Source organism: Jezberella montanilacus (assembly GCF_003003055.1).
Lineage (GTDB): Bacteria > Pseudomonadota > Gammaproteobacteria > Burkholderiales > Burkholderiaceae_B > Zwartia > Zwartia montanilacus.
Genome location: NZ_PVTV01000014.1, coordinates 177,176 through 198,066 on the forward strand (window position 1 = coordinate 177,176; position 20,891 = coordinate 198,066).

15 protein-coding genes are annotated in these 20,891 nt (G+C 52.4%); 5 read left to right on the forward strand and 10 right to left on the reverse strand.

The genetic code is table 11. From position 1 onward, the window contains the following. Positions 1–13: 13 nt before the first annotated feature. The gene (locus BCM14_RS10175; RefSeq protein ID WP_106227918.1) at positions 14–1,072 is read right to left on the reverse strand and encodes a cell division protein ZipA C-terminal FtsZ-binding domain-containing protein; all 1,059 of its coding nucleotides are present in this window, start codon (positions 1,070–1,072) and stop codon (positions 14–16) included. A gap of 15 nt (positions 1,073–1,087) precedes the next feature. Then, positions 1,088–4,618 (reverse strand): chromosome segregation protein SMC, encoded by a 3,531-nt coding sequence (gene smc / locus BCM14_RS10180; protein ID WP_106227919.1) that lies wholly within the window; start codon positions 4,616–4,618, stop codon positions 1,088–1,090. A 155-nt stretch (positions 4,619–4,773) separates the two neighbouring features. Between smc and lplT the strand changes: the two genes are divergently transcribed. Further along, positions 4,774–6,075 carry a lysophospholipid transporter LplT gene (lplT, locus tag BCM14_RS10185; protein ID WP_106227920.1) on the forward strand — a complete coding sequence of 434 codons (1,302 nt, stop codon included), beginning with the start codon at positions 4,774–4,776 and terminating at the stop codon, positions 6,073–6,075. Here the strand turns inward: lplT and BCM14_RS10190 are convergent. Together BCM14_RS10190 and tsaB are read right to left on the reverse strand one after the other, a co-directional pair. Further along, positions 6,070–6,837 carry a uracil-DNA glycosylase gene (locus BCM14_RS10190; RefSeq protein ID WP_106227921.1) on the reverse strand — a complete coding sequence of 256 codons (768 nt, stop codon included), beginning with the start codon at positions 6,835–6,837 and terminating at the stop codon, positions 6,070–6,072. The two genes, lplT and BCM14_RS10190, sit on opposite strands and share 6 nt — an antisense overlap. Continuing rightward, the gene (gene tsaB, locus BCM14_RS10195; RefSeq protein WP_106227922.1) at positions 6,834–8,084 is read right to left on the reverse strand and encodes a tRNA (adenosine(37)-N6)-threonylcarbamoyltransferase complex dimerization subunit type 1 TsaB; all 1,251 of its coding nucleotides are present in this window, start codon (positions 8,082–8,084) and stop codon (positions 6,834–6,836) included. Before tsaB ends, BCM14_RS10190 begins: the two co-directional genes overlap by 4 nt. 122 nt (positions 8,085–8,206) lie before the next feature. Here tsaB and ompR point away from each other — a divergent pair, with 122 nt between their 5' ends. Both ompR and BCM14_RS10205 read left to right on the forward strand, forming a co-directional pair. Then, entirely contained in the window at positions 8,207–8,941 is a 735-nt protein-coding gene (ompR, locus tag BCM14_RS10200) for an osmolarity response regulator transcription factor OmpR (RefSeq protein WP_106228020.1), read from the forward strand. Further along, positions 8,913–9,860 (forward strand): sensor histidine kinase, encoded by a 948-nt coding sequence (locus tag BCM14_RS10205; protein ID WP_106227923.1) that lies wholly within the window; start codon positions 8,913–8,915, stop codon positions 9,858–9,860. The genes ompR and BCM14_RS10205 overlap by 29 nt, the downstream gene beginning before the upstream one ends. On the opposite strand, the gene ispF is transcribed toward BCM14_RS10205, so the two are convergent. Continuing rightward, positions 9,806–10,300 carry a 2-C-methyl-D-erythritol 2,4-cyclodiphosphate synthase gene (gene ispF / locus BCM14_RS10210; protein ID WP_259673540.1) on the reverse strand — a complete coding sequence of 165 codons (495 nt, stop codon included), beginning with the start codon at positions 10,298–10,300 and terminating at the stop codon, positions 9,806–9,808. The two genes, BCM14_RS10205 and ispF, sit on opposite strands and share 55 nt — an antisense overlap. Before the next feature lie 24 nt (positions 10,301–10,324). Next, complete coding sequence (gene ispD, locus BCM14_RS10215) at positions 10,325–11,065, reverse strand: 2-C-methyl-D-erythritol 4-phosphate cytidylyltransferase (protein WP_106227924.1); 741 nt, start codon at positions 11,063–11,065, stop codon at positions 10,325–10,327. A 45-nt stretch (positions 11,066–11,110) separates the two neighbouring features. Between ispD and mfd the strand changes: the two genes are divergently transcribed. Both mfd and serB read left to right on the forward strand, forming a co-directional pair. Beyond that, positions 11,111–14,560 (forward strand): transcription-repair coupling factor, encoded by a 3,450-nt coding sequence (mfd, locus tag BCM14_RS10220; protein WP_106227925.1) that lies wholly within the window; start codon positions 11,111–11,113, stop codon positions 14,558–14,560. 24 nt (positions 14,561–14,584) lie between these two features. Beyond that, positions 14,585–15,442: a phosphoserine phosphatase SerB gene (gene serB, locus BCM14_RS10225; protein ID WP_106227926.1), complete on the forward strand. Its 858-nt coding sequence runs from the start codon at positions 14,585–14,587 to the stop codon at positions 15,440–15,442. Between the two features lie 79 nt (positions 15,443–15,521). Here serB and BCM14_RS10230 read toward each other — a convergent pair whose 3' ends face one another. The 4 genes from BCM14_RS10230 to nuoL are packed head-to-tail and all read right to left on the reverse strand — an operon-like array spanning position 15,522 to position 20,886. Then, complete coding sequence (locus tag BCM14_RS10230; protein ID WP_106227927.1) at positions 15,522–15,827, reverse strand: DUF2818 family protein; 306 nt, start codon at positions 15,825–15,827, stop codon at positions 15,522–15,524. Positions 15,828–15,848: 21 nt separating this feature from the next. Then, the gene (nuoN, locus tag BCM14_RS10235; RefSeq protein ID WP_106227928.1) at positions 15,849–17,333 is read right to left on the reverse strand and encodes an NADH-quinone oxidoreductase subunit NuoN; all 1,485 of its coding nucleotides are present in this window, start codon (positions 17,331–17,333) and stop codon (positions 15,849–15,851) included. Between the two features lie 8 nt (positions 17,334–17,341). Next, complete coding sequence (locus tag BCM14_RS10240; RefSeq protein ID WP_106227929.1) at positions 17,342–18,844, reverse strand: NADH-quinone oxidoreductase subunit M; 1,503 nt, start codon at positions 18,842–18,844, stop codon at positions 17,342–17,344. Further along, positions 18,841–20,886 carry an NADH-quinone oxidoreductase subunit L gene (gene nuoL / locus BCM14_RS10245; RefSeq protein ID WP_106227930.1) on the reverse strand — a complete coding sequence of 682 codons (2,046 nt, stop codon included), beginning with the start codon at positions 20,884–20,886 and terminating at the stop codon, positions 18,841–18,843. The genes BCM14_RS10240 and nuoL overlap by 4 nt, the downstream gene beginning before the upstream one ends. Positions 20,887–20,891: the final 5 nt, after the last annotated feature.

Below are 20,891 nucleotides of genomic sequence, written 5' to 3' on the forward strand. Positions count from 1 at the left end.
AAAACAACGCGTGTCAAGCAAAAACCCGCAACGCACGTTGGCTGCCAGCAGGGAAACCAGCGCTCGCCAACTGTGCGAATAAGACCTGTAACTGCTCATCGATCGAAACATCCGATCCTTGTGCAACCTCGCGCCCCATGTCATCCACTAACTCAGCACCCAGCCGGCGAGCCAACTCCAGACCAATCTCAACCATACGCCCAAAGGCACGGGTGTCGGCTGGTGTGCAGGGCACATCCAGTAAAAGTGTCAAGGTATCAACGCCGGCCATCCCTGCATCAAAAGACTCAGCGTCGGCACGAAATAACGTAAAGCAAACTAATCCGTGATCGCCATACCAGGCTAACGAGCCTTTTTCGGCAATGAAACCCATACTCTTAGCGGTGCTAACCACATCGGCAACTGCTCGTGTAGACCGTGTGCGCAAAGTCAATCCAACCTGCCGATCCAGTGCTGCACAGGCGCTGTCTAGGTGCAACGCTGCTTCAAGCACGGCTTGCTGCTCAGGACCTTCAATTGTGGCCTCCATTTGATCTGCAAGAGATTGGAGTCGATTCCAGATTTGCGACCATTCAATCGCGGTTAGGGCGCCGCTTCTGTTTGCCAACAACACGGCAACCTGCATAGAGATGTAGGCGCTCGCTGGATTGATTTTTCTGGATAAGTGCCCTTCGGTGTCCTGGGCAAAAACGCGGATGGGTTTACGCCCCGCGCTGCGCAAGGGCTGCGCGATCTCTGCGAGATCTTGCGCGCTGATGGGTGATTGAAAGGTAACTTCGATGACGACTTCAATAGTCGGATCCGGCTCTTCAGACTCTTGCACGATCGTTTCTTCATTAGCCGTACCGAGGTGACCGATTGTCAAACTGTCAGCATCCTCACCACCCCAAATAGGCTCACGGCGCTTCGGCAAACTGTCTTCCACTTCGTTAAAGAGTGGGTCTTTCTCGACCAAAGGCAAGGTAGCCTGCATCCGTCGACGCACACGTCTATCCTGCCACCAGTTAAATCCCAGTAACAAAACAATGACAACGCCACCAATGGCGAGTAAGGCGATCTGCAACTCAGGCATAGGTCAGCTCTGCTCTCAAGCTGCTTCAGCGGCGAACTGAAGAGCCGATTCGATATCTACTGCCACGATGCGGGATACGCCCTGCTCTTGCATCGTGACTCCAACTAACTGTTTTGCCATCTGCATGGCGATTTTATTATGCGAAATGAATAGAAATTGCGTTTGGTCACTCATGCTACCAACCAAATTGGCGTAGCGCTCGGTGTTCGCATCATCAAGCGGCGCATCCACTTCGTCCAGCAAGCAGAACGGGGCAGGATTCAGTTTGAATAACGCAAAGACCAGCGCGGTCGCAGTCAGCGCTTTCTCACCACCAGACAACAAGTGAATGCTGGTATTGCGCTTGCCCGGGGGTTGAGCCATCACTTGCAGCCCGGCATCGAGAATCTCGTCGCCTGTCATGATCAGACGCGCCTCTCCACCACCGAACAATTTGGGGAAAAGCTCACCAAAATGACCGTTCACCTGATCAAACGTCGTCTGCAACAGTTCGCGTGTTTCGCGGTCGATTTTACGGATCGCATCTTCGAGGGTTTCGATGGCCGAATTTAAATCACCTACCTGAGAATCAAGAAAGCCTTTTCTCTCGCGTGAGCTCGTGAGCTCGTCGAGGGCCGCAAGGTTCACGGCACCCAGCGCTTCAATTTGGCGCATAATACTTTGCACTTCTGATTGCAGCCAACTTGTGCGGGACCATTGTTCGGACTGACTGCTGATTTCAGCTTGCACCAGAACACGATCAACCTGACGAGCGTCGAGTTGTTCGGCGAATTGCTCTGCAGCCAGCCTGGAGGCTTGCTCTTGTAGTTGCAAGCTGACAATACGCTCTCGCTTAGGCTCTACCGATCGCTCAAGGGTCAGTCTCTCTTCGTCCGCCTGCCTGAGCTGAGCGCTCAAATTATCCATTTCTATACGAGCTAATCCCAAGGTCTCCTCGCAGATCGAGCGCGATTCGAGTGCATCTTGCAAACCAGCCTGTGCCGCAGCAGCATCCAAAGTTTGCAGTTCAGCATCAATCGATAACAACTCTTGTTGCGCCCTTGCTAACTGATCTCTGGCCAGTTGCAGATTTCTTTGCAACTCAGCAATGCGCGAGCGAACACTTCTTTCGTGAAACTCGGCTTCTTGGGCACCACGCTCTTGATCCCGCACACAAGCACGAGCCGTATCCGCCTCGGCAGCAATCGCCTCACCTGCGACCTCAGCGTCGGCATACGCTTGTTGCTTCACAGCGAGCTCGCCATCAAACGCTTCAAACCTGGCATTAGCCTCTTCTTGGGCAGCTAAAAGTTCTTCTTTTTGTGACTTCACTTCAGCGATATCTTGCTCTAAACGCCCAGACTGTGCACGGGTCTGCTCCAGTTGCTGCTGAACCCGTGTATAGGCAAGCTGCAGGTCGTATAGCCGATTGGTGATCTCTGCTACTCGTTGCCTAGCGGGTCCCAGTGCCTGGGTGATTTGCTGCCATGCAGCTTCTGCCTGCGAAACTGCAGTGCGTGCTTGATCAGCGATTAAATAATTCGCTTTGATTTCGCGCTGCAGATTCTCGATCTCTTGTTGACGAGCCAGTAATCCTGATTGCTCAGAATCAGGTGCGTAAAACCGCACGCTCTGAGCATCGACAAGATGACCGGATTGCAGAACCAAGGATGCGCCGACTGGCAAACTAGTTCTTTTAGCTAAAGCTTCGGCCAGATCGGCAGCAATATAAATCTGCCCTAGCCAGCCATTAAGTAAGGTGCGCAACTCAGGATCGCTGATCCGCATTAGAGAAATCAGTGATGTGAGTCCGCCAGCCGTCGCCGGCGCCGCAGCAGGCACCGGTAATTGATAGAAAGCCACGCGAGCAGGAGGTTTATCCTGAGCAAAAGCACGAGTCCAATCTAGATTACGAACTTCGAGGCTGGTCATGCGCTCGTTTAAAACGGCTTCAAGTGCTGTTTCCCAACCGGCTTCAATATGCAATTTTTGCCATAGTCTGGATAAACTGGTGAGCTCATGTTTGGCCAACCAGGGCTCTAGCGCGCCTTTTTTCTGAACGTCTTCTTGCAGACTGGTCAGTGCCGACAGACGGGCATCAAGCCTTGCAAGCGCTTCTGCATCAGACAATGATTTTTTTTGCGCCTCGGCGCGCCGTGTTTCTGCTTCGGGCAGCTGCCCCTCAAGCTCTGCTAAGCGACCGGTGGCCTCTTCGAGAAGCTCTTGCGCAACCAGCTTATCCCCTTCAAGCTTTTCAAGCTCGGCAACATCAGGAGATTGGACGCCAGAGAGCTCAAGCCTGAGTCGTTCGGTTCGCAACTCAAGCGCCTCTAGTTGTCGATCGGTATCGCGCTGGCTTTGCGCCACCAAGGCCAAGCCCTGCTCAATCCGAGCCAGACCAACCCGCATGTCTTCCCTGACCAAAGCGGCCTGTCGCACGCGCGATTCGATTTCTGGCAAACCCGCCTGAGCCGTTTCGGCTGAGGCGCGGGCTTCTTCTAGTCGGGCCTGACTAGCGGCCAGGTCTTCTTCGCTGTCTGCAATCTGGGTTTGACAATGCGCTTGCTGAGCTTGCCATTCGGCCATCTGCTCTTGCAGCTGGGCTTTACGGGCTTGCATCCGGTTGCGTGAATCAACCACATGCCTGATCTCTGCCTCAAGACTGCTGACACTGGCATTGGCCTCATACAGTCGACCTTGTGCCGCATGGACCGCATCACTTGCTTGATAGTGTGCCTGACGCCGCGACTCGAGCGCAGCCTCTTGGGCACGCACACTCGCCATGAGCGCTTCTAACTCATTTTGTGCCTGCTCAATATCAGCCGCCACTTTTGCCCGTTCTTCGTGGGCGGTCAATTCCTTGAGATACCAAAGCGCGTTTTGCTTGGCTTCGCCGTCTGTCTGCAGGGCGCGATATTCACGCGCTACCTCGGCTTGAGTTTCGAGCTTGTCGAGCTGCGAGTTCAGTTCGCGCAAGATATCATCGAGTCGTGTCAAGTTCTCACGGGTGTCCGACAAACGGTTTTCGGTTTCTCTGCGACGCTCTTTATAACGTGAGACCCCTGCGGCCTCTTCGAGATAAACGCGCAGTTCTTCAGGCTTAGCCTCAATGAGCCGGTTGATCATCCCCTGACCAATGATGGCGTAGCCTTTTGATCCTAAACCCGTACCGAGAAAAATATCGTGAATATCACGGCGACGAACCTGCTGATTATTGACGAAATAGCTACTCGTGCCGTCTCTGGTCAGTACTCGACGCACTGCAATCTCTGCATAGGTCGCCCATTGACCGGCTGCCCGTCCATCCGTGTTGTCGAAAACAAGCTCAACTGATGCTCTGGCAGACGCTTTGCGCTGGCTCGATCCACTAAAAATGACGTCTTGCATGGACTCGCCGCGCAACTCAGACGCACGAGTCTCGCCCATTACCCAGCGGACTGCATCAATAATATTCGACTTGCCGCAGCCGTTCGGACCCACCACGCCCACCAACTGGCCAGGCGTGGGAATAATTGTCGGGTCGACAAAGGACTTAAAACCCGCAAGTTTGATTTGGGACAGACGCACAATAAAAGGATGAATATAGTTAACTTCTCAATGATAACGCAGGGGGAGCTCAATGCACCATCGAGGACCAAGCCTATCGAGAACGGACACCGACAGCTATACTCTGCGGATTGCCCTAAATTGGCAAAAACCTTACTTTTGAGGATATCGACTCAGTGAATCGTGGCTTTTACTTGGTTGTAGCGGCACAAGCCCTTTCCTCGATAGCAGATAACGCACTGTTTATCGCGGCTATCGCGCTGATCCAGCAACTTCAGGGGCCAGACTGGATGGCACCGGTCATCAAGTGGTTTTTTGCCATGTCCTACGTCGCCTTGGCCGCCTTTGTGGGTGCGGTGTCGGATTCTTACCCGAAAGGCCAGGTGATGTTCGCGACCAACGGGCTCAAAGTCATCGGATGCCTGATGATGTTCTGTTATGGGTTGTTCCATTTGTCCGCCTCAGGGCAAGTCACCTTCGTCTGCGTGGCTTATGCACTGGTTGGAATCGGTGCGGCTGGTTATTCACCTGCAAAATATGGCATCGTCACTGAGATGTTGCCGCCCCTGGACCTCGTTAAAGGTAACAGCTGGATTGAAGGCATGACCGTGCTGTCCATCATTTTGGGAACGGTCGTAGGCGGCATCTTGATTTCACCCACTGTCTCAGCATTCTTTTTACGTAACGCGGCACTCGGAAACCTCGTGAATACGCCCGCCGAGGCAGCCATCTTAATCATTGCAGCCATTTATTCTGGTGCCGCGATCATTAATCTGGCGATCCCGAAAACCAACATGACCTATCCAATACAACAAAAAAACCCACTCAAACTCATGAAAACGTTTGGTGGTTACGTCATGATCTTATGGCGTGACAAGCTAGGTCAAATTTCCCTGGCGGTCACCACCCTATTCTGGGGGGCTGGTGCCACCTTGCAACTTATTGTCATCGAATGGGGCAAGCAACACTTGGGCTATCGACTGGACCAGACTTCAATCTTGATGGGGGTCACTGCCCTTGGAACGGTGGTCGGCGCAGCCGCTGCAGGGAAAGTACCACTCAACAAATCTTTACGCGTGTTGCCCATTGGAGTCGTGATGGGGGTTTTAGTGATGCTGATGCCTTGGGTCACTTCAGCTTGGTCTGCTTATTTCCTGTTGTTTGCGATTGGTGCAACCTCAGGATTTTTTGTGGTTCCCATGAATGCGCTCTTGCAGCACCGAGGCCATGTTTTGCTTTCAGCCGGCCACTCTATCGCCGTACAAAACTTTAACGAACAACTCAACATTCTTTTGATGGTCGCGATTTATACGCTTCTGCTTTGGCTTCACCTGCCTATCAACATCATTATTACGATATTCGCCTCTATTGTTGCGGCGCTGATGTTGGTCTTAATTCGCTGGTGCCACCGGAACCTCTGTCGGCATCCTGAATTATGCGACCAAATTGGCCAAGAAGGTCACGGCACGGCGTTATAGCAGACGTTGCAGATCAAACCACACAGACGCTTTTTCTTCAGGTCTGCGCAACAGGTATGACGGGTTGTACGTGACAACAACAGGGATTTCCAGCCCCTCTGAACGATAGATAATCGCTTTGTCTCGCAAGGCTTGCAAAGAATCTTCTCCACCCAGCAAGGAGTGGGCAGCAAATCGCCCCAACAGCAAAAGCGCTTTGGGTCGCAACAAAGCAATCTGCTGGACTAAAAACGGCCTGCAAGCGGCGAGCTCTTCGGGCCGCGGGCTGCGGTTGCCAGACGGGCGACACTTGATTGCATTAGTCAGATACACCCGCGAAGCACGATCACGACCAATCGCTCGCAACATATTGTCGAGCAATTGACCGGGTTTACCAACAAACGGTTTGCCCTGCCTGTCTTCGTGATCAGCAGGTGCTTCACCAATGATCATCAGCTCAGGTTGCAAATCCCCTGCCCCAACAACGACCTGCTCACGCTCTTGGCACAGGCCACAGGCCTGACACTGAGTAACAACCTCGCCGAGCGCAGCCATGGTATCCAAACTGCCACCGCTAGATTGCGCAGTTGTCACCACAGGCGATTTCACCAGTGGCCGGCTCAAGTTCAGTTCAGTGGGGCGCTGCACCGGTGCATCACTAGCAGCCGGATTCTTGGTCTGGGTCGGCTCTGGCAGCCACGGTTTTTCAATACCTAACTCACGTAGCCAAGCCATCTGCAGAGCAGAGACGGTTGACTTCGTGTTCAGGTTAGCAGCCATCATTCAGCACCAAGAAATACTTTTTTTAATACCAGCGCATCCTCACGGCCACCTCGACCGGCAGGATAGTAATGGTTACGGATACCAATTTGCTCAAACCCGTACCGTTCGTAGAAAGCTCGTGCCGCGGCGTTGGACGGCCGCACCTCAAGCAAAAGCCCTTCGGCACTTCTGGCTCGTGCGTGACGACTAACCTGCTCGAGCAACATCGTTGCGATGCCTTGGCGTTGCGCATCTTTGGCTACGGCCACGACCAGGATATGAGTAACATCGGGCGCCCCCATTGCAACACAGAAACCAAGCATGCGGTTCTGATCACGAACAACCCAGGCCTCATCACCAGCGATGAGCGAATCCTTAAAGTTTTTTTCTGTCCAGGGAAATGACTGCACTGCCCGTTCGATTTCCAGCACTTCTATCAAATCTGCGCTCGTCATGGGTAACAGAGAAATATTCTGACGAAGCGATGCTCGCGGGTTTCCTCCATCGCCCTGCGCTCTTTCAATCGTCGTAAAAGCGACTTTATCCCTCAAATATAAGGGTGCAGCGTGTTCAGGTGCAATCACTTGTCCTTTATCTAAACGCTGCCGTGCCAGTCTAGCCACCCAGTCTGCATGCGGCAACTCAGTATGATTGAGCATCACACATCCCTGTAGCCGAAGCAACTTGTGGCTGTACTCTGCGGGCAATTTCCAACCTTCACCGATCAGTTGTATCACTGGGTCAACCGGACCGCCTTGCAAAGCAGCGTTACGAACCCACCACTCGCGTCGCGTGGCGATCAAGAGGTGTGCATCTGAGGCAGGCACTAAAACAGGTGGTTGCAGTTCGACAAGCTGCCCCTGCACGCCTGACAGGTAAGCCGCGACATACATTTCGTCCATCCGGGCATCAAGTGCACTCACGATTAGCGATCCCTGTTTCGCCTGGGCCGCGGCGGCGACCGCCAGTAGCGCACCGATCGGGATCAAGGGCAAATTAAGGGCCAGTCCAAGCCCCTGCGCTACACCACAGGCTAGCCTCAAGCCGGTAAAGGCTCCAGGGCCTTGATCAAAGGCGACAGCCGTTAAATCACGTTTTTTTACCCCGTTTGCCATTAACAAGTCATCCACCAATGGAAGCAGGTGCTGGGCATGACCGGTACTCCCCGTGATGGTGCGTTGATCGAGGATCACGTTAGCCGAACGCGCCAGGAGCAGCGTCACACTACAGGTTTGTGTTGAAGTTTCTAAGGCGAGCAGGACAGTCATCGTGACATTGTAGTGAAAGAATTTTGTAACTTTTAGTTACAGACACGTTAACGTTTTTCATATTGTGTAAAACATTATGAAATTCCATTCTGATGCTTGCCAATGCCTGCTACATTTTTGGCATGAATACAAAGTACCCATCCTTATCAAGAAAAATCCTGATTGTTGACGACGACGAAAGATTGCGGGATTTGCTTAGCAGATACTTCACCGACCAAGGCTTTCAAGTTTTTACTGCCGACGATGCCAAAGAGATGTCACGCCAGTGGCAACGAGAATATTTCGATCTCGTTGTTTTGGATGTCATGATGCCAGGCGAAGACGGGCTATCGATTTGCCGGCGCATGCGCGGGGGGCAAGACGACACGCCGGTCATCATGCTGACCGCCAAGGCCGAAGATATCGACCGCATTATTGGTCTCGAAATGGGAGCTGACGACTATCTGGCAAAACCATTTAACCCTCGCGAATTGCTTGCCCGGGTCAACGCCATCCTGCGCCGCAGAAGTCAGGATGAACACCCTGGTGCGCCCAGTCACGAAAGTGAAGCGATCAGCTTTGGTCCGTTTGTTTTGAATCTGGCTAACCGCAGTCTGACACGCCAGAACAACCCGATCACCATCACGACTGGCGAATTCGCTGTCTTGAAAGCGTTTGCCCGCAATCCCCGCTCGCCCATGTCACGAGACAAACTCATGGAACTCGCCCGCGGTCGCGAATATGCAGCGTATGACAGAAGTCTCGACGTGCAGATTTCAAGGTTGCGCAAACTCATTGAAACCAATCCTTCTAAACCCGCTTATATCCAAACGGTTTGGGGCCTAGGTTATGTTTTTGTGCCAACTGGCCATCGCTAAGCGGCAGAAGTTTTCTCTGTTCTACCGTGCACTGCTGGTGCTAACGCTTATTCTCGCTAGTGGTCTGATGCTTGAAGCCATACTGGATCAATCGATCAGCGATGATATCTGGCTAAACGCACTCTGCGATGTGCTCTGTTTACTTGGGTTGGCGGTCATCGGGACATTGGCCTTCATGAACTACGTCGATCGAGCGCTGATCAACCGACAACGAACTGAAAAAGAGAGTGAGATCATGCTTGCAGGGCTGTCGCATGATTTACGTACTCCGCTGACTCGGATGCGTCTTGAAATCGAGCTTAGTGCCATGAGTGAGCATTCAAAAACCGCCATCGATCATGATCTGGCTCAGATTGAGCATGCCTTGGCCCAGTTAATGAACTACGCGAAACCATCACGAATAAGACCCATTGAAAACATCAATTTGTCTGCGGCGTTACACACCTTTATCCAGACTGAAAAAAGGCGATGGCAGGGATTGAATGTGCGCTTAGCTGTCAAAATTGCACCCGACGTTTATGTCAGAATCAGCCAACAGGACATCACGCGCGTTCTCATGAATTTAGTGGATAACGCGCTGCGCTATGGTCGGGATGACAGGGGTCAACTGGATTTGCTCATCCGCCTAGAAAGAACCGACGCGCTGGCCTTTCTGGAAATCTCGGATCGCGGTCGAGGGGTCAAACCAGAAGATACTGAAAACTTGATACGTCCGTTTGTCAGGGGCCATCGCCAATCCAGCGATGGCGCGGGTACCGGTTTGGGGTTAGCTATTGTCGAACGGCTGATGAGACGAGCTGATGCTGAGCTCACGTTGATCTCCCGCGAGGGAGGCGGGTTGACCGCTCAGATATGCGCGGCTTGCTATGCGTCGACAGCGAACAGCAAAGCGACAACGGTCGCAGCGATGCCTTCTTGACGACCTAAATAGCCAAGACCTTCATTGGTTTTGGCCTTGATATTGATCACCTCAGGCGCTACTTGCAGATCAGCCGCAATATTAGCCACCATGGCGCTCGCGTGCGGGCCTATTTTAGGAGCTTGCGCATGCACGGTCGCATCGAGATTACCCAACCGCCATCCTGCAGCTTGTACTTTGGCGAAGGCCGCCCGTAACAACACCCGGCTATCCGCACCGCGATATGTTGGATCGGTATCAGGAAAGTGACGACCGATATCCCCTAACCCGGCGGCGCCCAAAAGCGCATCGGTCACTGCATGCAGCAGCACATCTGCATCAGAGTGCCCCAACAAGCCACGGGCATGAGGGATGGTCACACCACCGATGATCAACGGGCGCCCCTCAGCGAAGGCATGAACATCAAACCCTTGACCAATTCGCATAGTTGACTGACTCATCTTTGATATTTCATCCCTCTAGCATCATAACCACGACTCTACCCAGGCGAAGTCCTCGGGCCACGTGACCTTTACATTACGACCTGACCCGTGCACCAAAAGGGGACTAAACCCAGCTGCTTCCATGGCCGATGCCTCATCGGTGATGACCAATCCTTGTTCTAACTCTCTTGCTAGCGCTTCTTTTAAGGCAGAAGCCAATTGACCGGCTCTGAACATCTGCGGCGTCTGAGCCAGCCATAAACCATTTCGATCAACTGTTTCATGGATACGCATACGACCGCTTCTGGCTTCGCCTGTTGGCGGGGTCTGGCGCTTCATCGTGTCGGCTACAGGCAAGGCAAGTAAACCGCCCTCATCGGCGGCTAAGCAAGCATCGATCAAACGCCCCAGTGCCTCACGAGGCAAACCCGGCCTAGCCGCATCGTGAACTAAGACCCAGTCACCAGGGGACAAGGCCGCATCAGCAAGCCCATTCAGAACGGTATGGGCCCGTGTGTCGCCCCCATAAGGCCGCCATACCGTGCGGGGCAGACCTGCTAAGGCTTGCGCCACAATTGTGTCGTGCTCGGCAACGACCACCCTGACCTCAGCCACACGGGTGTCTGTAAGCAAGGCGCTGACAGCATGGCGCAACATAGGTTGCCCTGCAAGTACCTGATATTGCTTAGGTAATGACGATTTACCTGGGATAGCCGCTCGCGCCCCGATGCCGGCTGCGGGGACGAGTGCAATTATTTTGGGGTGAGTAGGGGTTTCACGCATCAGTATGATTTTATAATCGTTCTTTGCTTTTTAGATATCCCTGACATGCCGGTCGCTTTGACTGCTGTTCCCGCACTGCTTGCCGCATTAAAACCCGGTTTGCGATTTACACACTCCCGTCCACCAGGGTCGGGGGACGCTCTTCTGTTGTCTCAAATTTCCCGGCAGGCAAAACAAACGCTGGTGGTGCTGACGGCCGATCCGTTAGCGGCACAGCGACTGTCTGACGAAATCAACATCTTTGATCCGAGCCTGCGGGTAAGGCCTTTACCTGACTGGGAGACGCTGCCCTATGACAGCTTCTCACCCCATCAGGATTTAATCTCTGAACGATTGCGTACGCTGCACGCGTTGATGCAGTCACAGGTCGATATCCTGACCGTGCCGATCACGACGGCACTGTACCGGCTGCCGCCCCCAAGTTTTCTCGCTGCCTATACCTTTTCGTTCAGGCAAAAAGACAAACTCGATGAGGCAGCGCTTCGGCAGCAATTGATGCTGGCCAACTACGCCCATGTGTCTCAAGTCACGATGCCGGGCGAGTTCTGTGTCAGGGGTAGTCTGATCGATCTCTTCCCAATGGGGTCGGTATTGCCCTACAGGATCGATTTATTCGACGATGAAATCGAGTCCATCCGCGCCTTTGATATTGACACCCAACGTAGTCTCTATCCGGTTAAGGACGTGCAGCTCTTGCCTGGTCGCGAGTTCCCTATGGATGAACCCGCGCGCAACTTGTTCAGAGCCAAGTTTCGGGAAATTTTCGAAGGCGACCCCTCAAGAGCACTACCGTACAAAGACATCGGCGCGGGGATCCCCTTTGCTGGGGTGGAATACTACCTACCTCTATTTTTTGAGTCGACTGCAACCCTGTTTGACTACTTGGGTCAAGAGACCATCGTGGTGACAAGTGGGGATATTGATGATGTCATCACCCGCTTCGCACGTGACACCAGTAGCCGCTATCACTTTTTAAAAAGCGACAGAGAACGGCCTGTTCTGGCGCCTGAAGAACTGTTTTTGAATCAAGAAGTCTTGTTCGAGCAGCTCAGGCGGTTTCCGCGAGTTGCGCTCACCAGCGATACGCCACACCCCGATTTTTCGATAGCGCCCGAGGTCGGCGTCTCACGTCGCGCTGATGACCCCTTGGCCAAACTACGTGCGCTACTCAACAATAAACAAGTTGATCAGCGAGTAAGAGTGCTGCTCTGCGCCCAGTCACATGGTCGTCGCGAAACCATTCAGCAAATGTTGGGTGAGCATCAGATCACGCTCGATGCACAAACCGAATCGGTATCTGAATTTATCGATAGCGATGCCCACTTCGCGATCGGGGTCGCTGCGCTGGACAAAGGTTTCTGTGTCCCTGGTCAATCACTGATCTTCTTAACCGAAAACGATCTCTATCCAAGCCATGGTCCGTCAGCGCGTCGAGGTCGCAAAGACCAAGAGCGCGCCAGTGACGTCGAGGCAATGATACGTGACTTGTCAGAGCTGAGGCCTGGTGACCCTGTCGTCCATACACAACACGGTATTGGTCGGTATCATGGTTTGGTCAACATGGATCTGGGTGAAGGACAAACCGAGTTTTTGCACCTCGAATACGGCAACGAGACCAAGCTTTACGTACCGGTATCGCAGTTACATGTGATCGCCCGTTACAGCGGCGCCGATCCAGACGCAGCCCCCCTGCATTTATTAGGTTCGGGGCAATGGGACAAGGCCAGACGCAAAGCTGCTCAGCAAGTCCGCGATACCGCTGCAGAGCTGCTGGATCTCTACGCCAAGCGCGCCGCCCGCCAGGGGTTTGCCTTCAAATTGCCGATTGGGGATTACGACCTGTTTGCCGACGGCTTCGGTTTTGACGAGACAGTCGACCAAGCTCAGGCAATCCAGTCAGTTCTCGCTGACATGACCTCAGGCAAACCGATGGATAGACTGGTTTGCGGCGACGTTGGTTTTGGTAAAACCGAAGTTGCGTTGCGCGCCGCCTTTCTGGCGATCGCCAACAGCAAGCAAGTGGCCTTACTTTGCCCGACTACTTTGCTGGCTGAGCAGCACGCGCAAACCTTTGCCGATCGCTTTGCCGACTGGCCGGTCAAAGTGGTCGAGCTGTCGCGTTTCAGATCCGCTAAAGAGGTAAGTGCTGCGATTGCCGGCATCAACGCTGGTACTGTCGATATTGTCATCGGGACACACAAGATCTTGTCCAAGGACGTGAAATTCAAGCAACTTGGCTTGGTCATTATTGACGAAGAACACCGTTTTGGTGTGAGACAAAAAGAAGCGTTGAAATCACTTCGCGCAGAAGTGGATGTGTTGACCTTGACTGCCACCCCTATTCCCCGGACGCTGGGCATGTCGCTCGAGGGAATTCGTGACTTTTCGGTGATTGCGACTGCGCCACAAAAACGTCTGGCAATCAAGACCTTTGTCAGACGTGAAGACAACAGCACGATACGTGAAGCCTTGCTGCGTGAGCTAAAACGCGGCGGGCAAGCTTATTTTTTGCATAACGAAGTCGAAACCATTCACAATCGCCGGGCTCGGCTCGAAGAGCTTGTGCCCGAAGCGCGCATTGCCGTCGCCCATGGACAAATGGGCGAGCGGGATCTTGAACAGGTCATGAAAGGCTTCTATCAGCAACGATTCAATGTCCTGCTGTGTACAACCATCATTGAAACGGGGATTGACGTCCCGACTGCCAACACCATCATCATTCACCGTGCAGACCGCTTTGGTTTGGCGCAATTGCATCAACTTCGAGGCCGGGTTGGCCGGTCGCACCATCAGGCCTATGCCTATTTGATGACGCCGGGCGATGACGCGATCACCAAGAATGCCAAGAAGCGCCTAGAGGCCATTCAGGCCATGGAGGAGCTTGGTGCAGGGTTCTTCCTGGCTATGCATGATCTTGAAATCCGCGGCACGGGTGAAGTGCTCGGTGATTCCCAATCGGGCAATATTCAAGAGATCGGTTTCTCGATGTACAACGATATGCTCAACGAAGCAGTTCGCGCGATGAAAGCAGGCGAAGAACCTGATCTCGACGCCCCGTTCACGGCAGGGTGTGAGGTGAATCTGCATTTGCCCGCTTTGCTGCCAGCTGACTATTGTGGGGATGTTCACGCAAGACTAACTCTCTACAAACGTTTATCCAACGCTAAAGACGATGATGGGCTGATTCGCATACAAGAAGAATTGATCGATCGGTTTGGCAAATTGCCTGATGCCGCTCGTGCCTTGATCGCGACACATAAAATCCGTCTCGCTGCGATTGCGCTGGGTATACAGAAAATTGACGCCAGCGAAGCGCAAATTTTGCTGCAATTTAAACAAAATGCCCCGGTAGATCCTTTGAAGTTGATTGAACTGGTGCAGAAACAAAGGCACATCAGATTTGCTGGACAAGATAAACTTCGTGTCGAAGTAAAAAGCACTGATTTGAATACTCGAGTTGACACCATCAAAGCAGTCCTGCGTTCAATCAGTTAGCGGCAACCCAAGACCTTTATAAATATGTCGAACACTCACGTTGTGATTCAATCCCCTAGTCTGGGAACTAGTCTGATCGAGCAAGCTGCCGCGCTGGCTAGTTGTGAGGGCGTTCAACGAATCAGCCACACTGCTGTGCGATTACTGAAAGTGACCGACGACGCGCAGACTAAACAAGCGCTGACAGAGTGGGGTGAGCAGCAAACTGTCGATACAGCATTCATTCAAGCTGGCGCCAGGCTATCCGATTGCAAGATTCTCGCGATGGACATGGATTCGACCTTAATCAACATTGAATGCATCGATGAGATCGCAGCATTTGGTGGCGTTAAAGAGCAAGTCTCATCAATCACCGAAGCTGCCATGCGCGGTGAAATCAAAGACTTTAGCGAGAGTCTGACAAAACGGGTCGCATTTCTTGAGGGCTTACCGGTAGAAGTGCTGCAATCTGTCTACGAGCAGCGCTTGCAGCTCAACCCTGGGGCACAAGCGCTCATTGACACAGCCAAACACGCAGGTCTTAAAACGTTGCTGGTGTCAGGTGGTTTTACATTCTTTACCGACAAGCTCAAAGCGCGATTAGGCTTGGACGCTGCTCATTCAAATACCCTTGAGCAGGTCAACGGCCGACTGACCGGTCGCGTACTCGGTCGTATTCTCGATGCGCAAGGTAAGGCGAACACCTTAACTGCCTTTGCCAGAGAACACGATGTTAGGCCGGAGCAAATTATCGCAATGGGTGATGGCGCCAACGACCTGAAAATGCTTGCGTTGGCGGGCTACTCGGTTGCCTACCGGGCCAAACCGGTGGTGCGAGCGCAGGCCAGGTATGCGCTAAACGTTGCTGGGCTCGATGGCGTACTGAACTGGTTTGAGCACTGATAGCCGTTTGAACGTTCATACCGTTCTGGACACCGGCGCTGCTCTAGTCCTTACTACAGACTCGAACGCAGATTCTGTATCATCGCTTCAGCAAATATCTGAAGACAAATCCGGGAAAAGCCAGTACGGCAAAGAGCGTCGACGTAATAGCGAAGAATTCCCAGTTTTGGGGGAAGACATTACCTAAGGCGGACTCGAAGGCCCAGCCAACCCCGCCAATCAGCAAATAAAAAATAATCAGCTCGACAGCTCTTAACCAAAAGGGCTTAACCGCCCTGAGCTTAGTCATGGAAATCAAGCCGAAGAGCCGCTCGCTAACAAAGGGTAAGTTCGCTAAGGCTAACGCCAGAACAATTAACAACCAGACAGCAATAGATTGGCTCATGCAGTCAATGCACCGCAACCATCAAGTAAAAGCCGTCTGAACTGCGCGGACGCAAAGATTGATCAAGTCACTGGGCAGAAGGCCGAGACCAAGCACAGCTAAACTGTTTATCACCATTAAGGTGCTCGTTGGCCAAGCCGTTTTAGGGACAGCTGCAGCATTCATGTCAGGCTCATCGAAATACATCACTTTGAGCACACGAAGGTAATAGAACGCGCCAATCAGCGAGAACATCACTGCATAAACCGCAATCCACAGATGATCGGATTGCAACAAAGCTTGCAGAATCAGCAACTTCGCCGTAAAGCCAACCAAGGGGGGTAGACCCGCTAACGAGAACATCGTCAAGAGCAAAACACCTGCCATCCAAGGGCTACGACGATTCAAACCTTTCAGATCAGAGATTTCTTCGCAGTCCATTCCTTCTTTCGACAACAGCAGGGTCATGCCAAAAGTAACAAGCGTGGTCAGCACATAGGTCAGCATATAAAAAACTGCTGACCCATAGGCATAAGCATCGCCACCTGCTGACTCGTTAGACGTACCTGACGCAACGCCCAGCAACACAAAACCCATGTGTGAAATCGTCGAATACGCCAGCATGCGCTTGAAATTACTCTGCATGATTGCGGTCAGATTACCAACGGCCAAGGACAACATACCGAGAATAATCAGCATGGGTTGCCAGCTGGGTTGCAGCGCGATCAGCGCATCTGCCAGAATACGCAAAGCAATCGCGAGCGCAGCCAACTTAGGTGCTGCGGCAAGCACCAGGGTTACAGCAGTCGGTGATCCTTGGTAGACATCTGGCACCCACATATGGAAAGGCACAGCGCCCAGTTTGAAAGCCAACCCTGCGACTAAAAATACTAAGCCAAACATCAGTGGATATTCTTTAGGCTGCCCAGAGAAGATTGCATCACCAATGTCAGAAATATCGATTGAGCCAGTCGCCCCATAGATCATTGACATCCCATAGAGCATGAAGCCAGAAGCTAGGGCGCCGAGCACGAAGTACTTCATCGCAGCCTCAGTCGAGACCACATGATCACGACGCAAAGCCACCAAGGCGTAAAGCGCGAGCGACATGAGTTCCAGACCAAGATAGATGCTCAGGAAGTTGCTGCCCGAGATCATGATCAGTTGACCCAGTAACGCAAACAGGACCAAAACATAAAACTCACCGCCACGCAACATATCACGGCTTTGCAAGTATTCGCGACTGTAAACCAGGGTCGCGAAAACAGCGATATACGAAGCGATTTTCAGGACGTAGGACAACTGATCCACAACAAATAAACCAGAAAAACTAGCGCCGATCATACCGTTGACGATCTGCAATCCTGACAGCAACATCAGTCCCACAAGCGTAAAAAGAGACAGTCCATAGGCAAGGGTTCTTCTGGGATCACTACTTAGGGCATCAAGCACCAGAATAACCATGCCCATCACGAGCAAGAAAATCTCTGGGGCAGCCAGGGCAAAGTCGAATGGGGATTGCATCATGGCGAGGCTTACAGTTTAGAAATTGAGACGTGTTGCAACAGGGCCTGAACTGAGACGTGCATGACATCAGTAAAGGGCTTGGGATAGAGACCCATGAAGAGCACCGCAATTGCCATCACCCCAAGGATGAGGAACTCACGATTAGAGATATCCTGAAGTTCACGAACGTGTTCGTTAGCGATTTCACCAAAAGCGACTCTCTTAGCCATCCAAAGGGTGTACGACGCACCCAGGATGAGTGCGGTAGCTGCCAACAGGCCAACCCAGAAGTTAAATTTGACGGCACCCATGATCACCATGAATTCACCGACAAAACCGCTGGTAGCAGGCAGACCTGCGTTCGCCATACTGAACAGGATAAAGAAGGTAACAAACTTGGGCATGGTATTGATCACGCCACCGAATTCAGCGATCTCGTGAGTGTGCATCCGGTCATACAACACACCGATGCAATAAAACACTGCACCGGAAACAAAACCGTGCGAGATCATCTGGACAATGGCGCCTTCGAGACCTGCAGTATTGAACAAGAACAAGCCGAGTGTGACAAAACCCATGTGCGCCACGGATGAGTACGCAACCAGCTTTTTCATATCTTCTTGCACAATTGCCACCAAGCCGATATAAATCACAGCGATCAGAGACAAAGTAATCATCACTGGCGCTAAGGCCAGCGAAGCATCAGGCGCTATCGGTAACGACAAGCGGATAAACCCATAGGCACCGAGTTTAAGCATGATGGCGGCCAGCACGATTGACCCCCCTGTCGGTGCTTCAACGTGGGTGTCTGGCAGCCAGGTATGCACAGGCCACATCGGCATTTTGACGGCGAAAGCGGTCAGGAAAGCAACAAAAATGAAGGTCTGCTCTGTCATCGTCAAGGGCAGCTTGTGCCAAGTGAGAATGTCAAACGAGCCGTCAGCTCTGCTCCAAAGATAGATCAGTGCGATCAGTGTCAGCAAGGAACCAAGCAACGTGTACAAGAAGAATTTGAACGCAGCATAAACACGGTTTTCGCCGCCCCAGACACCCACAATGATGTACATCGGGATGAGCGTGGCTTCAAAGAAAACATAAAACAACATGCCGTCTAGCGCAACAAAGACACCAACCATCAAGCCAGACAAGATGAGGAATGCGGCCATGTACTGCGCGACGCGAGTCGTGATTGCCTGCCAGCCTGCAAGCACCACGATTATCGTGATGAAGGCCGTTAATAACACGAACCACATTGAAAGACCGTCTACGCCAAGGTGATAAAACACCCCGAAGGACGGAATCCAGTTACGCATCTCGACAAACTGCATCAAAGCAGTCGTTTGATCAAAATTAGCGTAAATCGGGATAGTCACCAGAAAACTGATTACGGCACCGACAAGCGCAAGAATTCGCACCAGACTGGCTCGCTGATCATTGCCAATTGCCAGGATGATTAAGCCAAACGCGATCGGGACAAAGATCGCAAGCGTAAGCCAAGGGGTAAAGTTAGAAGCCATCTCGCTTGCCATCATTTATTAAACAGAACAAAGAAGCTGATCATGGCCATCAGACCGACGATCATCGCGAATGCGTAGTGATAGATGTAACCTGACTGTCCGCGACGCACTACCGCGGCAATCGCACCGACTAGCCGGGCGGATCCATTCACGAACACCCCATCTATCAGTGCACGGTCGCCGCCTTTCCATAAACCGGTCGCCAACATCCGTGCACCACGCGCCAAGACTTGTTCATTGAACCAGTCGAAGTAATACTTGTTTTGTAAGACTGTATTGATGCCTGACAAATGGCGCTCGATTGCTGCCGGCACTTTGGGGTTGATGAGGTAGCAATACCAGGCCACCACGAAACCCGCCAGCAACAGGAAGAAAGGTAGGCTGACAAATCCAGCAAGCGCGGCGTCGACGTAGCCATGCCACTCGTGAGCGAGTTCGTGCATGGCAGGATGCTGATGCAGAACTGTGATCACATCCTTGAAATACGAGCCGAACAGCAAGGGATCAATCACCAGCGCACCCAACACGACAGACGGGATGGCCAAAGCAACAAGCGGTACGGTAACAACCCAAGGTGACTCATGCGGTACGCCACCGTGGTGACCGTGATCATCGTGTGAGTGATCGTCGTGGCCATGGGCAGCATGCGCCGAGTGATCCGTATGACCATGATCACCATGCGTATCAAAACGCTCTTTACCGTGAAACACCAAAAAGTAAACACGGAATGAATACAGGGAGGTGATGAATACACCAGCTAAGGTCGCATAGTGAGCAAACTGGGCTCCCCAAACCGTCGCAGCGCCTGCCGCTTCAATGATGTGATCTTTCGAGTAAAAGCCTGAAAAGAAAGGGGTACCGACGAGAGCCAAGGTACCGATCAGGAAAGTAATCCAGGTAATTGGCATGTACTTGCGTAAGCCACCCATGTTGCGGATGTCCTGATCGTGGTGCATGCCCATGATGACTGAGCCAGCACCCAGGAACAAGAGTGCCTTGAACGCCGCATGGGTCATCAAGTGGAAGATCGCGACAGAATATGCCGAGGCGCCAAGCGCGACCGTCATGTAACCCAGCTGCGATAAGGTTGAGTAAGCCACAACCTTCTTGATGTCGTTTTGCACAATGCCCAGAATGCCAAGAAACAGCGCACCGATAGCACCAATGACAATGACAAAAGACAGCGCAGTATCCGACAGTTCGAATAGTGGTGAGAAGCGCGCCACCATAAAAATACCAGCGGTGACCATCGTTGCAGCGTGAATCAAGGCAGAGATCGGCGTGGGGACTTCCATCGAGTCGGGCAACCAGGCGTGCAACGGTACCTGAGCCGACTTACCCATCGCACCGATAAAGAGGCAGATACATGCAACAGTGATCAGCATCCAGTCTGAGCCCGGCAATTTCAAGGTTGCCAGATGATCGGCTTGCTTGAAAACCTCGCCATAGTGCATCGAGCCCGCGTAGGCGAACAACAGACCAATTCCGAGGATAAAACCGAAGTCGCCTACCCGATTGATCAGGAAAGCCTTCATGTTGGCAAATATCGCTGTGGGCTTGGTGTACCAGAATCCAATCAACAGATAAGACACCAGACCCACGGCTTCCCAACCAAAGAACAGTTGCACCATGTTGTTGGACATGACCAACATCAACATGGCAAACGTGAACAGGGAGATATAGGCAAAGAAGCGTTGATAACCAGGGTCTTCTGCCATGTATCCGATGGTGTAGATGTGAACCATCAGTGATACCGATGTAACCACCACCATCATCAGCGCACTCAATGGATCAATCAAGAAACCGACTTCAAGCTTGACGTTATCGAGCATGGCCCAGGTGTAAACAGTGCCATCAAAGCGCAAGCCACCGAGTACATCTTTCAAAACGATGACCGAACCAATCACCGACACCGCAACCAGTGCGATGGTGATGAAGTGCGCTGCACGACGGCCAATTTGCTGTCCCAGAAATCCAGTGCCAAAAAATCCGGCAAGCACTGCACCCAATAAGGGAGCGAGGGCAATAATTAAATAAATAGAAGGTACGCTAGACATATCGT